The sequence below is a fragment of the Amycolatopsis rubida genome (assembly GCF_900115345.1).
GTDB lineage: Bacteria > Actinomycetota > Actinomycetes > Mycobacteriales > Pseudonocardiaceae > Amycolatopsis > Amycolatopsis rubida.
On record NZ_FOWC01000012.1, the window covers coordinates 1 to 15,549 of the forward strand.

The 15,549-nt window shown below is 70.3% G+C and carries 12 protein-coding genes; 5 read left to right on the forward strand and 7 right to left on the reverse strand.

Translation table 11 applies throughout. The features are described from left to right. Nucleotides 1–115: 115 nt before the first annotated feature. The 4 genes from BM362_RS33930 to BM362_RS33945 form a co-directional block, all read right to left on the reverse strand. Entirely contained in the window at nucleotides 116–2,812 is a 2,697-nt protein-coding gene (locus tag BM362_RS33930; protein ID WP_093576077.1) for a bifunctional acetate--CoA ligase family protein/GNAT family N-acetyltransferase, read from the reverse strand. A gap of 503 nt (nucleotides 2,813–3,315) precedes the next feature. Continuing rightward, nucleotides 3,316–4,488 (reverse strand): acetoin utilization protein AcuC, encoded by a 1,173-nt coding sequence (locus tag BM362_RS33935; protein WP_093575959.1) that lies wholly within the window; start codon nucleotides 4,486–4,488, stop codon nucleotides 3,316–3,318. Between the two features lie 115 nt (nucleotides 4,489–4,603). Continuing rightward, a complete protein-coding gene (locus tag BM362_RS33940; RefSeq protein WP_093576078.1) occupies nucleotides 4,604–5,317 on the reverse strand; it encodes a DJ-1/PfpI family protein in 714 nt (237 codons plus the stop codon). A gap of 71 nt (nucleotides 5,318–5,388) precedes the next feature. Continuing rightward, nucleotides 5,389–6,228, reverse strand: coding sequence for a sulfurtransferase (locus tag BM362_RS33945; protein ID WP_093575960.1), 840 nt, complete (start codon nucleotides 6,226–6,228; stop codon nucleotides 5,389–5,391). A gap of 109 nt (nucleotides 6,229–6,337) precedes the next feature. Between BM362_RS33945 and BM362_RS33950 the strand changes: the two genes are divergently transcribed. From BM362_RS33950 to galE, 3 genes are all read left to right on the forward strand, one after another. Continuing rightward, nucleotides 6,338–7,060 carry an iron-dependent transcriptional repressor DtxR gene (locus BM362_RS33950; RefSeq protein ID WP_009075181.1) on the forward strand — a complete coding sequence of 241 codons (723 nt, stop codon included), beginning with the start codon at nucleotides 6,338–6,340 and terminating at the stop codon, nucleotides 7,058–7,060. Beyond that, nucleotides 7,057–8,241, forward strand: a complete 1,185-nt coding sequence (gene galK, locus BM362_RS33955) for a galactokinase (RefSeq protein WP_093575961.1) — start codon at nucleotides 7,057–7,059, stop codon at nucleotides 8,239–8,241. The genes BM362_RS33950 and galK overlap by 4 nt, the downstream gene beginning before the upstream one ends. Nucleotides 8,242–8,331: 90 nt before the next feature. Beyond that, nucleotides 8,332–9,312, forward strand: coding sequence for a UDP-glucose 4-epimerase GalE (galE, locus tag BM362_RS33960; protein WP_093575962.1), 981 nt, complete (start codon nucleotides 8,332–8,334; stop codon nucleotides 9,310–9,312). A 386-nt stretch (nucleotides 9,313–9,698) separates the two neighbouring features. On the opposite strand, the gene BM362_RS33965 is transcribed toward galE, so the two are convergent. Further along, nucleotides 9,699–10,811 carry a DUF4192 domain-containing protein gene (locus BM362_RS33965; protein WP_093575963.1) on the reverse strand — a complete coding sequence of 371 codons (1,113 nt, stop codon included), beginning with the start codon at nucleotides 10,809–10,811 and terminating at the stop codon, nucleotides 9,699–9,701. A 201-nt stretch (nucleotides 10,812–11,012) separates the two neighbouring features. Beyond that, nucleotides 11,013–11,864, reverse strand: a complete 852-nt coding sequence (locus BM362_RS33970) for a M23 family metallopeptidase (RefSeq protein WP_093575964.1) — start codon at nucleotides 11,862–11,864, stop codon at nucleotides 11,013–11,015. 91 nt (nucleotides 11,865–11,955) lie between these two features. On the opposite strand from BM362_RS33970, the gene BM362_RS33975 reads away from it, so the two are divergent. Then, nucleotides 11,956–13,092: a sensor histidine kinase gene (locus BM362_RS33975; protein ID WP_093575965.1), complete on the forward strand. Its 1,137-nt coding sequence runs from the start codon at nucleotides 11,956–11,958 to the stop codon at nucleotides 13,090–13,092. After that, nucleotides 13,062–13,730 (forward strand): response regulator, encoded by a 669-nt coding sequence (locus tag BM362_RS33980; RefSeq protein ID WP_244287373.1) that lies wholly within the window; start codon nucleotides 13,062–13,064, stop codon nucleotides 13,728–13,730. Before BM362_RS33975 ends, BM362_RS33980 begins: the two co-directional genes overlap by 31 nt. Here the strand turns inward: BM362_RS33980 and BM362_RS33985 are convergent. Then, nucleotides 13,706–15,436, reverse strand: coding sequence for a Xaa-Pro dipeptidyl-peptidase (locus tag BM362_RS33985; RefSeq protein WP_425285752.1), 1,731 nt, complete (start codon nucleotides 15,434–15,436; stop codon nucleotides 13,706–13,708). The genes BM362_RS33980 and BM362_RS33985 overlap by 25 nt on opposite strands. Between the last annotated feature and the right edge of the window lie 113 nt (nucleotides 15,437–15,549).

The window sequence follows — 15,549 nt, forward strand, 5'->3', positions numbered from 1 at the left end:
GATCTTGAGTTGTCCTCACAAACACCCATGATCACGCGGTGGCCGCACCCATCTCACCAACCCCCTCCAGCAAGATCACGAACTACAGCTGGAGTATTAGAACCGCGATCGCCACTCACGAGTCCACCGGCGTGATGTGCCGCAGCCGACGCGGTCCGGTATCCGGCCGCGTCGGCGGTGCGCCCACCACCAGCCGCGCGTTGGCGACAAACGCCCCGTCCGGCGACGCGAGGATCGGGTCCAACGTCAACGACCGCACCTCCGGGTTGTCCTCCGCGAGCGCCGCGACGCGCAACACCATGTCCTGCAACGCCGCGAGGTCCGCAGGCTCGTCACCGCGATACCCGGTCAACAAGGGCGACGTACGCGGCTCCCGGATCAGCGTCGCCGCGTCAACGTCCGTCAACGGCACCGCCCGGTACGCGCGGTCCCCAAGCAGCGTGCTGACCAACCCGGACAGCCCGAACGACACCAGCGTGCCGAACGACGGGTCGTCCTGCAGCCCAATGGCGCACGACAGCCCCTTCGGTGCCATCTGTTGCACGTACACGTCTTCGTCGCCGGACACCGCGCACAGGTCCCGGTACGCGACACGTACGGACTCTTCGGACATCAAGTCAAGCCGTACGCCGGCGAAGTCCGGCCGTCCGCGCAACCGCTCGTCGACCGCTTTGAGCGTGACCGGATACCCAAGCTCAGCCGCCGCGGCCACTGCCTTGCTTTCACTGGCCGCCACCCGGAACGGCACCACGTCCACGCCGTAACAACTGAGCAACCGCACCACGTCGTCGTCAGACAGCAACGTCGAACTGCCGTCCTCCGGCACCAGCTCGCGCACGATCTCCTGCGCCTGCTCGACATGCAGACCACTAGGCCGCACCAACGTCCCCTGCGGCCGCTGCCGCCACGCGGCATACCGCACCACGCGTGCCAACGCGTTCACCGCACGCTCCGGACTCGAATACGACGGAATCGACCCACGCGTCGGCACGCCGTCGTCGGAAAGCACCGCCAACTCATGCGGCACGCCTTCCGCAGCGAGGAACGTCGAGACGATCGGCTTCGACTGCTTCATCTCCGACACCGCTTCGCGCAACGCTCGCGCGTACGCAGCCCCAGGAATCGCCACCGGCGGTGCGAAGACTGCGATCAACGCGTCGGTGTCGGGCGAATCCAACGCCTCCCGCACCGCCGTCGCGAACTCGTCCGGCCCAGCCTGCGGCCCGATGTCCACCGGATCGAACGCGAGCCGCAGTCCCTCCGCACGGGCGGTATCGGCGGCCAGCAACCCGATCGCACTGGAGTTCCCGACAATCCCGATCCGCGGCCCCGCCGGCAGCGGCTGATGCGCGAACACGAGCGCTGTGTCGAACAACTGCGCCAGGGACTCCACGCGTACGACGCCGGCCTGCTCGAACAACGCCTGCACACTGGCCTCGTCGACCTCCGCCGACGTCGCCGCGAGCTGCGGCCGCACCGCATGCCGCCCCGACTTCACCGCGACGATCGGCTTCGACCGCGCCAACCTGCGCGCCAGCCGCGCGAACTTGCGCGGGTTGCCGAACGACTCCAGATACAGCAACACCAGATCGGTGTCCGGGTCGGTTTCCCAGTACTGCAACAGGTCATTGCCGGACACATCCGCCCGGTTGCCCGCCGACACGAACGTCGACAACCCCAGCCCGCGCGACCCCGCGTCGGCGAGAATCGCCGTCCCCAGCGCACCCGACTGGCAGAAGAACCCGGTCCGCCCACGCTTCGGCAACCGCGGCGCGAGCGTCGCATTGAGCCGAACGTCCTTCGCGGTATTCAACACGCCCAGCGCATTCGGCCCGACCACGCGCATCCCGTGCGCCCGCGCCTCGCCGACCAGCCGCAACTCCGCGTGCAACCCCAGCGGCCCCGACTCCGCGAACCCGCCGGACACGATCACCAGCGTCTTGACGCCCTTGGCCAGGCAAGCGTCCAGCACCGCCTCGACGGCCTCCGCCGGAACCGCCACCAGCGCCAGATCAACCGGATCCGGAATATCCAGCACGGACGGATACGCCCGCACCCCGCGAACCGACCGATGCTCCGGATTGACCGGATACACCGCCCCCGCGAAGTCGGCCGCGAGCAGGTTCGCGAACGCGACATGCCCGACCTTGGTGGGATCGGCGGACGCCCCGATCACCGCGACCGTGCCGGGATGCAGCAAATTGTGCACGCTCCGTGCTTCCGCGGCCTGCTCCCTCGATCGCGCGACCGCGAGCGATTCCTCCGTCGGGTCGATATCGAACTCGAGATGCAGCACGCCTTCCTCGATCGCGCGACTGACCTGGTAGCCCGCGTCACGAAACACGCGCACCATCGCCGCGTTCTCGCTCAGCACCTCGGCGACAAACCGCCGCAACCCGCACTCCGACGCCGCCGCGGCGAGGTGCTCCAGCAGAATCGAGCCGAGCCCGCGCCCCTGATGCTTGTCGTCGACGACGAACGCGACCTCCGCCGAGGGCCCCTGATCGAGCCGCTCGTAACGCCCCACCGCGACCACGTCGTCCCCGAGCAAGGCCACGAACGCGACCCGATCGTGGTGGTCCACAGTGGAAAACCGCTCCAGATCCCGCGGCGGGATCCGGGGGTAGGCACCGAAATACCGGAAATACCGGGTGCGGTCGGACAGCCTGCCGTGCAGGGCCACAAGACCGTCGGCGTCGCTGGGCACGACGGGTCGCAAGTGGACAGTGCCGCCGTCGGAGAGGACTACGTCGGCTTCCCAGTCGCGGGGGTAGTCGTAGGGGTCGCGCTTCCCGCCCGCGGCGGGGCTCAGTGTCTCCCCCGACGCACTGCTTCGGTCTGCCGCGTCCGGCCTGGCTGCCGCAGAGTCGCCAGGTGCCGCCTTGCCGCCCGCCGCAACGGAACTCCCTGCGGAGCCAGACCGTGCCGACGCAGCGCCGCCCGCAGCCGGATCCGCGCCGGGCTCGCCCTGGGCCGGTCCATTCGGCGAACCGCTTTCTCTGTGCTTGCCCTCCGCAGCCGGTGCGGCCGCGCCGGAGGAAGAGCCGCTGGGCTTCGGCGTTCCGGCCGGGCTGGACCCGCTCGCCGGATAACGGGCGTCGCGCGCGGAAGTGCCACTGGGAGCCGGAGCATCAGGTCCGCCGGGAGCCGGAGCATCAGGTCCGCCGGACTCCGGCCCTCCAGCCGCGCTACGGGCGTCGCGCCCGGGATTCGGGGCATCGGTTCCGCCGGAACCGCTCGTCGGGCGAGTGCCGGGAGCGGGGTCGCCCGGACCGGGGTTGCCGGCGCCGGGGCGGCGAGGTTGGTCGGGCATGGTCAGTCCCTCGGATCGTCCGGGTCGAGGCCGTGCAGCGGGAAAATCGCGCGGCGGGTGTCGCGGATCGCGATGTCCACCGGGTCGTCGGCGTCGTCGCCCCACGGCTTGAAGGCGGTGTCCTTGCCGTCGGTCATCGCGGCGGGGAGGTCGGCGGCCGGGGCGGCGCGCTTGACCGTCGAAACCCAGCCGGGCGGCAGCGGCGTTTCCGGCGGGACGTCACGGTCCAGGACGGTGGCCATCAGGTGCGTCCACGAGCGCGGCACGACGCGGATCAGCTGGTATCCCCCGCCGCCGACGGCGAGCCAGCGGCCGTTCGCGTAGCGTTCGGCCAGGTCGCGCAGCGTGGAGTAGATGGTGCGGTGTCCGTCGACCGACAGCGACATGTCGGCCATCGGGTCTTCCTCGTGCGAGTCCACTCCGCACTGGGTGACCAGCAGCTGCGGCTGGAACTCTTGCAGCACAGCCGGAACCACCGCGTCGAACGCCCGCAGCCACCCGGGGTCCCGCGTATGCGGCGGCAGCGGGACGTTCACCGCCGTACCGGCTGCCTTGCCCTTGCCGACCTCGGCGGAGTAGCCGGTGCCAGGCCAGAGCGTGAAGGGGTGCTGGTGCAGCGAAACGGTGAGCACGCGCGGATCGTCGTAAAACGCGGCCTGGACGCCATCGCCGTGATGCACGTCGGTGTCGACGTACGCGATGCGGTCAAAGCCGTGGTCCAGCAGCCACGAGATGGCGATCGCGCAGTCGTTGTAGACGCAGAAACCGGACGCGTGATCGCGCATCGCGTGGTGCAGCCCGCCCGCGATGTTGACTGCCCGCCGGACCTCGCCGTCGGCGATCTTGCGCGCGGCGAGCAGCGTCGAGCCGACGACCAGCGCGGTCGCGTCGTGCATTCCGGGGAACACGGGGTTGTCGTCGGTCCCGAGCCCGTGCCCGACGTCCCACCCGACGTCCGGCGCTTCCCGCACGGCGGCCAGGTACTCGGGCACGTGCACGCGCAGCAGTTCCTCGTCGCCCGCCGCGGTGGGCACGAGCAGTTCGACGCCGTCGAGTACGCCCAGCTCAGTAGCGAGCCGCACAGTGAGGTCGAGCCGGACGGGGTTGAACGGATGCTGCCCGCCCAGGTCGTACTTCAGCAGCGACGGATCCCAGACAACTGCAGGCGACGACATGCACCGCACTGTACTTCCCCACCGCGCGCGCAGCCGGGTTCCGCGACAAGGCAAGACTCAGCCGCACGTCACTTCCCCACCACGCGCCCAGCCGGGTTCCGCGACAAGGCAGGACTCAGCCGCGCGTCCAGACGACGCCGCGCGCTTCGTATTCGAGCATCTCCTCCAGCCCGGCCGCCGCGTCGGCGCCGAGTTCCCGTTTCGCCAGCCACAAGGCTAGGTCCAGCCCGCTCGTGATGCCGCCTGAGGTAACCACGTCGCCGTCGTCGACCACGCGGGCTTTCTTGAGCAGGCCGCCCTGTTGGACGAGCGTGTCGGCCGCGCCGTGATGCGTCGTGCACGGACGTCCGCGCACCAGTCCGGCCGCACCGAGCAGCAGCGTCCCCGTGCAGAGCGACGCAAGGGTCAGCCCTTTGCGCGGCGCGGCCGCGAGCGCGTCCGGCAGCACCTTGCGGTCGATCTCCGCCCAGATGCCCGGACCTTTCCGTTTCGCGTAACCACCGCCCGGCACGACGATGATGTCGGCGTCCTGCGGCGACCAGCCGCGCTCGACCTCCACCTTCGTCCCGTACGCCGCGCGCACGACGCCCGGCCCGTCCACGCACACGTACGAAACGTCCGTGTCGCGCTTAGCGTGCATGTCGGCCGCGGAGAACACCTCGTACGGACCGGCGAAGTCCTGCTCCTCGACGCCGTCGAACAACACGACCTGGACCCGCAACGGCCGACGCCCAGTCGTCTCCCCGGTCGTCGCCGCAGCCTCGGCGGGCAACGCCGCCATCGCCGCTCCGGCCGCCGCCGACCCGCGCAGGAATGTTCTTCGCTCCATGAACGCCGCCTCTCGCCTGGAAAACCTTCCGGACGAGAAGTCGGTGTCCAGCGCGGAAAGTTCCGCCGGATTCAGCCGCGTTCGGGACCGGTGGCCGCGGGACGCTCCGGATCGCGCGACCAGTGCGACCACGACCCCGCGTACAGCGCGGCCGGCTCCGGATGCCCGGCGACCTCCAGCGCGAGCACTACCGACGACGCCGTGACGCCCGAACCGCAGTAGGCGCCGACCGGAACCCCGTCAGCCAAGCCCAGCGACGCGAACCGCTCGGCAAGCTCGGACGGCGACTTCCAGCGCCCGTCCGCACCGGCATGCTCCGACGACGGCGCGCTGACCGCGCCCGGGATGTGCCCGGCCCGCGGGTCGACGGGCTCGGTCTCGCCGGTGTAGCGGACGTGCGCCCGCGCGTCGAACAGCACGCCTTCGCGCGCTAGCGCCGCCGCCTCGTCCGCCGACAGAACCGGCATCGCACCCGGCCGGACCTCGATGTCGCCCGGCTCCGGCGAAGGCACGTCAGTCGTCACTTCCCGCCCTCCGGCCAGCCACGCTGCGTAACCGCCGTCGAGCACCGCGACCTCCGGATGGCCGACCCAGCGCAGCAGCCACCAGGCGCGCGCGGCGACCGAACCGTCGGCGTCGTCGTAGACGACCACCGGACGCCCGGCCCGGACCCCGGCTTTCCGCAGCTCACGCTGCAGCGCGGCCGGGTCGGGCAGCGGGTGGCGGCCGCCCTCGCCGGGCGGTGCGGCCAGCACCGTGTCGAGGTCGGCGAACACCGCGCCGGGCAGGTGTCCCTCCTGGTAGGACTCGGCACCCGGCGGTCCGCCGAGCCGCCAGCGGACATCCAGCACTACGGGACGGTCTCGGTCGGGGAACGCGGCGAGCTCCGCGGGCGAAATCAACGGTCGCATGGCCCCATCCTGCTGGTCCGGACGCGGTTCGCGCATCAGGGCAGGACTTTTCGCCGGGCCCGGGCCGTTACGCCGAGGCGAGCCGTCGCTGTCGGGGCGAACGACTACGATGAGCTACGCGGACGAAGGGGACAGCGTGAACGATCTCATCGACACCACCGAGATGTACCTGCGTACCATCTACGAGCTCGAAGAGGAAGGTGTCGTCCCGCTGCGGGCCCGGATCGCGGAGCGCCTGCAGCAGAGCGGGCCCACTGTGAGCCAGACCGTGGCCAGGATGGAGCGCGACGGCCTGGTCGTCGTCGCGGACGACCGGCACCTGCAGCTCACCGACCACGGCCACGACCTCGCCGTCGCGGTCATGCGCAAGCACCGGCTCGCCGAGCGCCTCCTCGTCGACGTCATCGGCCTTGAGTGGGAGCACGTGCACAACGAAGCGTGCCGCTGGGAGCACGTGATGAGCGAGGCCGTCGAGCGCAAGCTGGTGAAGCTGCTCGACCACCCGACCACCTCGCCGTACGGCAACCCGATCCCGGGCCTCGACAAGCTCGGCGACGGCGATCCCGCGCCGCGCGCCGAGGACGGGCTGGTGCGCCTCGACGAGTTCGCCCGCACCGGCGGCGGCGAGGTGGAGATCCGCCGCATCGCCGAGCACGTGCAGCTCGACGAGTCGCTGCTCACCGAGCTGCGGACGGTCGGGATCGTGCCCGGCGGCCTCGTCACGGTGGGCAAGGCTTCCGGCGGAAGCGCCACCGTCGAGGTCAAGGGCACCGAAACCACGGCGCAGGTGTCCACCGCGGCGCTGCACGCCGTGCTGGCGCTCGCCAAGTGACCCCGGCGGCCGACGCGGCACGCGCGTTCCAGGACGTCCACGGGCGGGCCCCGGCAGGCGTGTGGTCGGCGCCGGGCCGGGTGAACCTGATCGGCGAGCACACCGACTACAACGACGGTTTCGTGCTGCCCTTCGCGCTCCCGCACCGGCTGGCCGCGGCGGCTTCTCCGCGCGAGGACGGCAAGCTCCGGGTCGCCACCCTCGGCGACGACGGGCAGCTGCAGCGCTCCGGGCCGCACGACATCGCCGCGCTCGAACCGGGATCGCTCGGCGGCTGGGCCGCGTATCCCGCCGGGGTGGCGTGGGTGCTGCGCGACCAGGGCTACGCGGGCGGCGCCGACCTGGTCATCGCGGGCGACGTGCCGTCCGGGGCGGGGCTTTCCTCCTCTCACGCGCTGGAATGCGCGGTTTCGCTGGCTTTGCTGGGCGTGGCCGGGGTGGAACTCGAGGACGGCGGAGCGGGCACTCCCGCACGCCCGGAGATCGCGCGCTGGGTGCAGCGGGCGGAGAACGACTTCGTCGGCGCGCCCACCGGGCTGCTCGACCAGACGGCGTCGCTGTGCTGCGAGGACTCGCGGGTGCTGTTCCTCGACGTCCGCTCGGGCGAGATGGAGCAGGTGCCCTTCCCGCTCGGCGAGGCCGGGCTCCGGGTGCTGATCATGGACACCCGCACCAAGCATTCGCACACCGACGGCGGCTACGGCGCACGGCGGCGCGGCACCGAGCGCGCGGCGGAACTGCTCGGCGTGAAGGCGCTGCGCGACGTCACGCTCGACGGGCTCGGCGAAGCCCTCGCGCAGCTCCCCGAGGATCTGGTTCCGCTGGTGCGCCACGTGGTCACCGAGAACCAGCGGGTGCTCGACGTGGTCGCGTTGCTGCGCGAGAAGAAGCTCGCCGAGATCGGGCCGCACCTCGACGCCTCGCACGTGAGCATGCGGGACGACTACCGCATCTCGACGCCGGAACTGGACCTCGCGGTCGATTCGGCCCGTTCGGCCGGCGCGCTGGGCGCGCGGATGACCGGCGGCGGGTTCGGCGGCTCGGCGATCGCGCTGGTCCGCGACGAGGATCTGGACGAAGTCCGCACCGCGGTCGAAACCGCCTGCGAGCAGGCCGGGTTCCGCCGTCCGCGGATGTTCACGGCGGTGCCGTCGCGCGGCGCGGGCCGCGACGAAGCCTGATTTCCGGAGCAACCCCCGGAGGGTCCGTCGCGTCGCACTGAGGGGAGACTGTGCCGCAGAGTCGCCGCCCCTCAGCAGAAAGGCCTTGACGTGACGGACCAGCAAAGCCCCCTGAAGCTCATCGTGACGGGCGGCGCGGGGTACGTGGGCAGCGTGTGCGCCGCCCGCCTCATCGAAGCGGGTCACCAGGTCACCGTGGTGGACGACCTGTCGACCGGGCACGCGGACGCGGTTCACCCGCAGGCGCGCTTCGTCGAGGGCGACGCCGCCGAGATCGCCGCGGACCTGCTCGGCGAAGGTTTCGACGGCGTGCTGCACTTCGCCGCGAAGTCGCTGGTGGGCGAGTCGATGGCCGACCCGGCGAAGTACTGGGAAGGCAACGTGGTGACGTCGCTGCGGCTGCTGGAGGCGATGAAGAAGCACCGCACGCCGCGCCTGGTGTTCTCCTCCACCGCGGCGACCTACGGCGAGCCCGACGTCTCGCCGATCCCGGAAACGGCCCCGACGCGGCCGACCAATACGTATGGCGCGTCGAAGCTCGCCATCGACCACGCGATCACCAGCTTCGCCCGCGCCCACGGCCTCGCCGCGGTCAGCCTGCGCTACTTCAACGTGGCCGGCGCGTACGGCGCGTTCGGCGAACGGCACACCACCGAAACCCATCTCATCCCTCTCGTTCTCGAGGTCGCGACCGGCGACCGCGACCACATCTCCATCTACGGCGACGACTACCCGACGCCCGACAAAACGGCCGTCCGCGACTACATCCACGTGGTCGACCTCGCCGACGCCCACCTCCTCGCCCTGCGCCACGCCGCCGCCGGCGAGCACCGCATCTACAACCTCGGCAGCGGCACCGGGTTCTCGGTGCTGGAGGTCGTGGAAGCCTGCCGCCGGGTCACCGGGCACGCGATCCCCGCCGAGGTGGCCCCGCGCCGCGCCGGCGACCCGTCGGTGCTGGTCGCGTCGAGCGACAAGGCCAACGGCGAACTCGGGTGGACGCCCAAGCTGACGGATCTCGACGGGATCGTGTCGGACGCCTGGCAGTTCACCCAGTCGCGTCGTTCCTGACGGCGATTCCGGACCAGGCTCCGGACGTGGCCGGAGGCCGCGGGTCGGGTCCGGACGTGATTTCGCGCGGGGCAGGGATTCGGACGGGTCCCCGCCCCCGCATCGTGTGCGGCGAGCATCGTTCGGGCACCCCGAAGGTCCATTGAGGACTCGCCAGCGCGACGGCAGGGCGGGTGCCGCGGACGAAGTCCGGCTCGGGCACCGCGAATGGCGAAGTTCCGCTCGCGGACGACCGCCGCCCCGCACCGCACGCGACGGGCACCAGACCGAATACGGCTCAAGCAAGGCCATTCCGGCGCACAGCCAGGGCTTCGCCAGGAAACCTCATTCCGAGGAAACCACGGCTCACGTCCGCTCTCCGTCCGCGCTACCAGCTCCGGCGGCCGTCATCTCGTCCCGCTCGGCGGTCCCGGTCTTCGCCCCGCGCCAGGCTCCTCAGCGCTCCCCGGATCCGGCGGCGGAGAGAGCCCCAGATCCGCCGCTGTGCTGAAGTCGGCGAGGCCGGTCAGTCTCGCCGGATCCGTGCCGATGTTCCAGGCGGTCTGCAACAGCTGCGCCACCACATGCTCCGGATCTGCTTCCACTGCGTTCGCCAGCGCCATTCCGGCGAGCGCGCCTTCCCCGCGCATCAGGGCGGTATAGCCGAGATGCAGCGCGGCCTCGGCCCGGTGCGGCGGAGGCAGTTCGCGGACCAGCGTCAGCCACACTTCCTCGGCCTCGCGGGTCAGCGACGTGTGCGGCGGGACCGCGAGGGCCAGGCAGGCGTCGCGGATGGGGGTGAGCATCAGCGCGTGAGCGAGCCGGGCGGCCTGGTCGTCGTCGGGAGGACCCTCGCCTCGGCGGTGGCGGAGGAACGCGTCGCGGAGTTCAGTGACCGCGGCGTCCAGGACATCGCGTGCGGACATGCCTGGACCGCACAACGGTTCCGGGGAGGACGCCAGCAGGTCAGCGCGGCGGGCGATCGCTTCCGGGGAGCGGGGTTCCAGCACCGCAGCCAGTTCTTCGCGGCTGCGGAAGACCACGAAACCAGCCTCGGTGGTCGCGGCGGCGACGACGGTTTCCTGCGGATCGGGCAGAACACCGCCGCAGTCCGGATCCCGGTAGCACGACCATGGCGCACCGGGTTCGATCTCGGAGGTCCACAGTGCGTGGAACAGGCGGAGGTTGTGCCGTGCCAAGCCGCGTTCCAGCTCGGCCGCGAATGGCTGGTGGGGTGGGCCGTTTTCATCCGCTGAACCGCCGACGATGACGACGGTGACACCGTTGTGCTCGGGATCGTCGAAGCGCGGGATCAGTGCATCCGCTTGCTGTGCTTGGAATTCACGCGGCGGAAGATCGGCGCGCACCATCAGGCCGATCGTCGTGCCGGGGACGCGGTGGCCCAGCAGCACGAGAGAATCAGCGGGACGGAAACCGAGCAGGTACGGAAGCGAGGCGATGAGGTCGGCCGGGTTGCTGAGGGTGGCCCGGGAGATGCCGGGCGGCGTCGAGGTGGTCACGCCTCCACTGTGCGCCGCGAACCGGCGAACCGGGGCCGGCACGGCAAATCTGTGGACGGCCGCAGGCGGTTGTGGACAATCACGTCACCAGGCAAGAGAAGCACCGGAAAATGTCAGTGCGGTGTGCATCGGCAGCAACTGTCCACAACAGGCAAATGCTGCCGGAGCCGGCCAGGCTCCGGCAGCATCGGCGGACAACGCTCAACCGCAGTGTTCGAACGGGCTTTCGTATGCGGACGAGCCGACCGAGCCGCCCCACTTGACGCACGTGGAGCCGGCGCTCTTCTTCACCGGGCCCGCGTAGTAGGTGAAGCTCCCGGAATCCGTCGCCCTGGCCGAGCCCTTCACCTCCAGGAACGCCGAAACCGGGCTGGCCGTCCCGAGGGAAACCGCCTTCAGGGTCGTCACGCAGTTCTGTTTGGAGGACGAGTTGTACAGCAGGTACGCGGTGCCCGCCGTCCCCAGCGCCTGCTGGTCGATCACCGAGAAACCCGACCCGCACACCTGCGTCGCCGAGTACGGGTTGCCGCCGCAGCCGTTCTTGCTCGTGAAGTCCTTCTTGCCGTAGTACGGCACCGCGACGCCGTTGAGCACGGCCTTCTGCGTCACGCCGTTGAGGTTTTCTTCGAAATGCAGGTGCGGGCCGGTCACCCCGCCGGTCGCGCCCGCCTTGCCGATCTCCTTGCCCAGCGCAACGCTCTGGCCCACCGACACTTCCTGCGCGGACAGGTGCGCGTACCGGGTCCGCCAGCCGCCGCCGTGGTCCAGTTCGATCCAGCGGCCGTAGCTGGTGCTGCCCTCGTTCGCGACGCGCGTGACTTTCCCCGACGCGGCCGCGAGCACTGGCATGCCGGTGATGCCGGACTTCTGGAAGTCGACCGAGTTGGCCGGGTTGTGGCCGCTGAAGGTCGCCGCGGTGACCGTGACGCCGCATTTGAACGGCACCTGGAAGTTGGGGGCCGCGGCCGCCGTCGACTGGGCGGCGAGCGTCAGGCCGCACGCGGGCAGGGCCACCGCGGCCGCGACCGCCGCGAACCGTCTCAATCTGGACATGGGGCGTACCTCCTGGTGGGGGAAATGTCCGAGCGCCTCCAGCCAAGCCCGAACCAGTACATTTTCCGTACAAGACGACTCGGGAGGGCCCATGGGCACACCGGCGGCCCCGCTCGCGAAGGCGAGGCGGCGGTTCGAGGGCGCCGACTGGGTGCGCTGGGGCCTGCTCGGCGTGCCCGCCCTGTTCGCGATCCCGAACGCGCGGCCGTGGACGTGGCCGCTGATCGGGCTGGTCCTCCTGCTGTCGGTCCCGGCGCTCTGGCTCACCCGGGAGTCGCGGCCGAGCTGGCTGATGCCCGCGACCATGGTCGCCGTCGTCGCCGCGGCAGGCGCTCTCTGGGTCCTGCAGCCGAGCAGCTGGACCTCGACGACGATGTTCGGCGCCGCCTTCTACACCCTCCGCGTGAGCGGCCGGATCGCCGCGGCGGCCGCGCTGGTGGTGGCCTCGGCGGCAATCGTCACCTGGTCGATCGTCTACGACCTCGACTGGCTGAACGCACTCGCCCTCTTCGCGGTCCTGGTCGTGATGATCCTGCTCGCCGCCAATCGCCGCGGGCGCGCGGAACGGCTGGAACAGACCGAACTCGCGCTCGCCAGGGCCCAGACCGCCAGCGAGGAGCACGCCCGCGCGGCCGCCCTCGCCGAACGCACGCGCATCGCTCGTGAGTTGCACGACGTCCTCGCGCACTCCCTCGCCGGTCTCGCGCTCAACCTTCAAGGCGCGCGCCTGATGATGGTTCGCGACGGTGCGAGCGAAGAGTCTCTCGCGCAGATAGAACGCGCGCAAAAACTAGCGACGGACGGTCTCGCCGAAGCACGCAAGGCCGTCGCCGCGCTGCGCGAAGACCCCATACCCGTCGAGCGCTCGGTCTCAGACCTTCTAGCCGCGTACAGGCTCGACACTGGCTCTCGCGCCGACATGGTGATCGAGGGCGAACCACGTGAGCTAGACGCAGCTGTTGGTACGACGCTCGTACGCGCCGTACAGGAAGCCCTCGTCAACTCGCGCAAGCATGCCGCAGGTCCCGCCGTAGACGTCACAGTGGCTTTCAAGAACGACGAAGTCGACTTAACGATCGTCGATCACCAGGGCCGCCGTCCACCGGAGCCGCCGTCGCCGGGATACGGTTTGCGAGGCATGGGCGAACGGGTCGCGCTGTTGAACGGGAAGCTCGAATGCGGCCCCGGGGAGGACGGATGGCGGATTCAGCTGACGGTACCGGCGTGACGCTGCGCGTAGTGCTGGCCGACGATCAGGCTGTAGTGCGCGAAGGCCTCGTTACGCTTCTCGGGCTGCTGCCCGGCATCGAGGTGGTAGGCGCGGCCGCAGACGGCGTACAGGCTCTCGATCTTGTCGCTGAACACCAGCCGGACGTGCTGCTCGTCGACCTGCGCATGCCGAACCGCGACGGCGTCGAGACGACTGAGCTGGTCCGTGCGCAGCATCCGAAGACCGAAGTCGTCGTCCTCACCACCTACGCCGACGACGATTCCCTGCTCGCCGCGCTCAAAGCCGGTGCCCGCGGGTTTCTCACCAAGGACGCTGACGCCGATGCGATCGTCCGTGCCCTCCGCTCAGCGGCCGCTGGTCAGTCCACTGTGGACGGCGCGCTCCAGCAACGGCTGGTAGCCGCCGCGACGAGCCGCGCGCCGGTACGCACGAAGGAGCTGGAAGGCCTCACCGCGCGCGAGGTCGAGGTGTTGCGGCTGATCGCGGCCGGCCTGTCGAACACAGAGATCGCGCGCACCCTCGTGGTCAGCGAGGCGACGGTGAAGACGCACGTCAATCACCTGTTCGCCAAGGCAGGCCTGCGCGACCGCGCGCAGGCCGTCGCCTTCGCCTACCGAGCCGGGATCGCCGAGTAGAACGCCTTCTTCCCGCCGACGATCGGCAGCTTCACCGTCGTCCCGGTCAGCTCCAGCGCCAGTCCGGCACCAGGTTTCGGCCGCAGCGTGAAGTCGTGGTCGCTGGAGGCCAGCACGAACTCCAGGCGATGTCCGGCGGCCACGATGTAGTCCTTCGGCATCAGCGAAACCTCGATGCGGTACCGCTGTCCGGGGGTGATCGGCGACGTGACCGACGGGCTGACCCGGTTCTGCGGATCCGTCCAGCCGCGGCTGATCACGTGGGAAGTGCCGTCCGGCGCACGGTCCAGCAGCACCGCGGTGACGTTCGCGGCCGGGCGGTCGAAGGACAGCTGGAGCTCGGCCTTCGCGGTGCCGGACAACCGGAGCGGCTCCGTGGTCGCCGAAGTACGGTAGCGCAAGCGGTTCCCGGACGACGCCGCGTCGGCGAGCTGCTCGATCTTCTTGCTCGCGTCGTCGGCCAGCGTCTCGACGGCCGGACGGCCGGGCACGGGCTGCCGGTCGAGCGCCCCGGTAGAACGTCCGCCCGGCCACGGGTGCAGCTCGACGTCGGACGTGCCCGGCGCGGGCCATTCCGCCTCGTCGACCCACGACTTGTCCTCGCGCTGAACGGTCGCCTTCGGCTCGCGCTCGATCCCGTTGCCGACCCCGTAGAGGTAGTGCGACAGCCACTTGTTCAGCGTCGTGAGCCAGACGTCGCGGCGCAGCGAAATCGGGTCCGCGTGACCGGACTGGTGCAGCCAGATCTTGTGCTCGACGCCGTGCTTCTTCAGCGCTTCGTACCAGGTGGCGACCTGCTCGGTCTTCACGTTCCAGTCGTTGAGCCCGTGCACCGCGAGCACCGAAGCGTGCACCTTGCCGACGTCGTTGCGGTAGTTCCGCACGTCCCAGAACTGGCTGTAATCTCCTGTCACGCGGTCCTGCGCGGCAGTGAGGCCGTCGAGTACCGGACGGCAGATCTGCTGGTCAGCGCGCGAGTAGACGTACCCGGCGAGCACATCCGCGTCCTCGCCTTGATACCCGCCGGCAGCCACGACCGCCCCGGCGTTGCGGTAGTAGCCGTACCAGCTTGAAATGGCGGCGATCGGCACGATCGTTTCGAGCCCTTCGACCCCGGTGCTGGCCACCGCGTTGGGCAGCGTGCCGTTGTACGACACGCCCATCATGCCGGTCTTCCCGGTGCTCCAGCTCGCCGCGGCGGGCGCTCCGGCCTTGTCGTGCGCCTCAGCGCGGCCGTTCAGCCAGTCGACGACCGAGCGCGCGCCGATCGTCTCGTTCACGTCGCCGGTCGTCGGACAGCCGGTCGACAACCCGGTGCCGAGGGATTCGCCGTACACCACAGCGAATCCGCGTGCGGTGAAGTAGTCCTGGTAGCTCCAGCCGATCGGTGCCGCGACGTGCGGGCCCGGCACGTACAGCTCGGTGTCGACGTTGTGGTTAGGTACGTCGTTGCCGCCCGCGAAGTACGGGCTCGCCTCGTACACGACCGGCACCTTCATGCCCTGCTCCGTGGCGTGCGGACGCACCACTTGCGCGTGTACGAGGTCAGGCTTGCCGTCGTGGTCGCTGTCGACGGGTGCGGTGACCCAGACGTCCTCGCGGACGACGTCAGCCGGATCGAAGACCGGCTGCGCCTGACCGTCGGTGAACACCGGCGCTGGCGGCGAAGCAGCTTCAGCGACCGCGGGCACGGACAACGTGGCCACTGCGACGAAAACGGCAGCGACCCGGGTGGCAACTCCCACCAGAACCCCCAAGCTGGACGAAGCAGGCGAGCAAGTTGAGAGTTCCGTCAACCGCAACTCGCGTCAACCGACTA